Raw genomic sequence first — 2,824 nt, forward strand, 5'->3', positions numbered from 1 at the left:
CGACGGCCTCCGCGCTGCCCGACCCCCACACCGACGGCCGACCGCGCGAGGCGGCGCACGACGGCCGGTGCGTGCCGGGACACCGCGCGTTCGCCCGCGGCCCAGCGCACCCCCCTGCGGCAGGCGAGCACCCAGCCGAGCGCGACCACCGCGTGGCCCGCGGCCCGTCCGGCGACGACGGCACCCGTCGCGACGGCGGCGAGCTCGACGATGCCGTCCACCGGGAACAGCGCGCTGCCGAGGCCGCTGCCCACGTGCCAGGCACGTGCTCCGAGGGCGATGGCAGCGGCGACGAGGCCCAGCGCGACGAGCACGAGCACGACGGTGCTGCGGCGGACGCGCGCCCTGGCCGCGTCCGACGCGGGTGCGGTCGGCGCCGGCGTGGCACTCCAGATGGTGGTCGACATCGGTCCCCCTGTGATCGTCGGTGTCGCAGACGACTGCTCATCTCTCGGCAGCGTTGATGCCTGTTGGTGTCGTCCGATGCCGCTATTCAACCGGCGGTGGTGCGGGGTGTCCACCGGGAGCGCACCGGCTGTGGATGACGGAGGGTGGAGCCATGGCACCCTCCGAACAGGCCGGACCCACTCCCGAGCCCGCGCGCTGGGCAGCCCTCTTCGGGGACCTCGAGGCCCAGGCCCGGGCGCAGGAGGCGGCGGAGGCCGACGCGCTGGTGTCCGAGCTGACCCGCGCCGAGCACGCGACCATGGCGCTGGCCGACCGGTTCCGGGCCGCCGTCGGCACCGAGGTCACGGTCGAGGTGCTCGACGGCACCCCGCTGCGCGGCGTTGTCCGGGACGTCGCGGACGAGTGGGTCGCGCTCCAGGGCCGGCCACCGGAGCCGGTCGGTCGGCAGCTCGTGCCGCTCGGCGCGCTGGCGGGCGTGCTCGGCCTCGGTCGTCAGGCGGCTCCGGCGGGGCGGCGGCTCGGTGCGCCGGCGCTGACCGCGGCGCTGCGGGAGCTCCAGCGGGACCGGGTGCGTGTCACGGTGCGCACGCCCGCGGGCGTCACCGCGGGGAGGATCGCCCGCGTGGGGCGCGATCACCTGGACGTCGAGGTGCCCGGCAGGGGTCCGAGGCTGGTTCCGTTCGCCGCCCTGCTCGTGGTGAGCGAGGCGCTCTGACCCGCCGCCTTCGGGCAGGTAGCGGCAGCGGACGGCGTCGGCCCAGGTCAGGGGCGTGAAGGACGTCCGTGCGAGATTCGGGATACCCGGAAATCCAGACCGGGACCGGTGTCACTCCCGTCCCGGAGGAACGTGCGGAGTGCGCCGGTCCCGATGATGCGCTGAATGCTTTCAGGCGTCGGTGGTGGCGGAACCCTTGAGCCGTTCGCGGCTCTTCGCATACATGCGCTCGATGTATGCCTCCAGCTCCGCGGCCTCGACGCGCCAGACCTTCTTGGGCCCCACCTGGATGGCCGGGAGGTCGCCCGTCCGCACCAGTGCGTAGCCCTGGGCCATCGAGATGTTCAGCGTCTCGACTACATCGGCCAGTGAGAGAAAGCGCTTTTCCATGACACCAGTGTGGCACGAGACACCGACATGAGGGGGTTATCCCCAAGAAGTGTTTATCTGATGCCGGATCAGCCGTGTTCGACCACTATGGTTGCGGCGCTCTGCTCAGGCTGAGCGGCATTCTGTCCGGTTCGCGTCGTTGCGCCCGTGTGCCCGCACTGGGAGTTGTACGCGACCGTCTCGACAAAGTCCACGAAAGTACGCGGAAGGACCGAGATGACCTCTGCCCCGCCCGCTCCGGCCGTCGCGCTCGAGCTGCCCGCGGCGCCGGCCGCCCGGCTGCGCCGTCCCCGCTGGCGCGATCCCCGGCTCGTCACGGGGCTCGTGGTCGTCGCGCTGTCGGTGGCTCTCGGGTCCTGGGCCGTCTCGACCGCGAGCCGCACGGTACCGGTCTACGTCGCGGACGGCGCGCTGACTCCGGGCGAACCGGTCACGGCGTCGGCGCTGCGCGTCGCCGACGTCCGGCTCGGCACCGGGACCGGGTCGTACCTGCGCGCCGACGAGCCGCTGCCCGCCGACCTGGTGGCGCTGCGCGTGGTGGGCGAGGGCGAGCTCGTGCCGCAGGCCGCCCTCGGCGCGGACGCCGACGTGCGCTCGGTCGCCGTCCCCGTGGGGTCGGGGCTGTCCGACCGGATCCGGCCCGGCACGGTCGTGGACCTGTGGTTCGTGCCCGCGGCCCCCGTCGCGCCCGGCGGCGCGGAGCGGCAGCGTCCGGAGCCGCGCACGCTCGCGCAGGACGTCGTGGTCGAGCAGGTCGACGCGCGCGAGGGCGCGATCGTCGTGGACGGCGCCGTCACGCTGCACGTGCTGGTCCCGCAGGACGCGCTGCCGACGGTCCTCGCCGCGCTCTCGGACACCGGGACGGTCGCCGTCGTGCCGGTCGCGGGCGGTCTCCGGTGAACGGGCGGGCCGACCAGGACCGGCCGGTCACCGTGCTCGTGGCCGTGCGCGCGCCCGCCGACGAGGCCGTCGCCGTCACCGTGCTCACGCAGGAGGGCGTCGCGGTGACCCGGCGCTGCGCCGAGCTCACCGAGCTCCTGGCCTCGGCGGAGGCCGGGGCGGGGACGGCCGCTGTCGTCTCGGGTGACCTCCCCGGCCTGGACCGTGAGGCGGTGGCCCGCCTGCGGGCCGCTGGCCTGCGGGTCGTCGCGGTCGAGGACCGGGCCGTGCCGGGCGAGCGGCTCGCGGCGCTGGGGTGCGACGTCGTCGTCGCGGCAGGGGACGCCGAGAACCTCGTGGCGGCGGTGCGCGGGGACGCGCCCGACGTCGCCGCTCCTGCCGTGCCCGCGCGGGAGCGCGCCCCGGGCGCCG

Annotated in this window: 3 protein-coding genes and 2 pseudogenes; 3 read left to right on the plus strand and 2 right to left on the minus strand. The window is 75.2% G+C overall.

The window, feature by feature from the left end:
• Nucleotides 1–407, minus strand: a pseudogene (locus HLB15_RS23165) (hypothetical protein); the annotation flags it as partial.
• 152 nt (nucleotides 408–559) lie between these two features.
• On the opposite strand from HLB15_RS23165, the gene HLB15_RS23170 reads away from it, so the two are divergent.
• Nucleotides 560–1,123 carry a hypothetical protein gene (locus HLB15_RS23170; protein WP_171109078.1) on the plus strand — a complete coding sequence of 188 codons (564 nt, stop codon included), beginning with the start codon at nucleotides 560–562 and terminating at the stop codon, nucleotides 1,121–1,123.
• Between the two features lie 171 nt (nucleotides 1,124–1,294).
• On the opposite strand, the gene HLB15_RS23175 is transcribed toward HLB15_RS23170, so the two are convergent.
• A complete protein-coding gene (locus HLB15_RS23175; RefSeq protein ID WP_116673897.1) occupies nucleotides 1,295–1,513 on the minus strand; it encodes a helix-turn-helix transcriptional regulator in 219 nt (72 codons plus the stop codon).
• Between the two features lie 216 nt (nucleotides 1,514–1,729).
• Between HLB15_RS23175 and HLB15_RS23180 the strand changes: the two genes are divergently transcribed.
• Nucleotides 1,730–2,413, plus strand: a complete 684-nt coding sequence (locus HLB15_RS23180) for a CpaB family protein (protein ID WP_171109081.1) — start codon at nucleotides 1,730–1,732, stop codon at nucleotides 2,411–2,413.
• Nucleotides 2,410–2,824, plus strand: a pseudogene (locus HLB15_RS23185) (hypothetical protein); the annotation flags it as partial. The gene HLB15_RS23180 and the pseudogene HLB15_RS23185, both read left to right, overlap by 4 nt.

The sequence above is a fragment of the Promicromonospora citrea genome, assembly GCF_013004695.1.
GTDB classification, from domain to species: Bacteria; Actinomycetota; Actinomycetes; order Actinomycetales; family Cellulomonadaceae; genus Promicromonospora; species Promicromonospora citrea.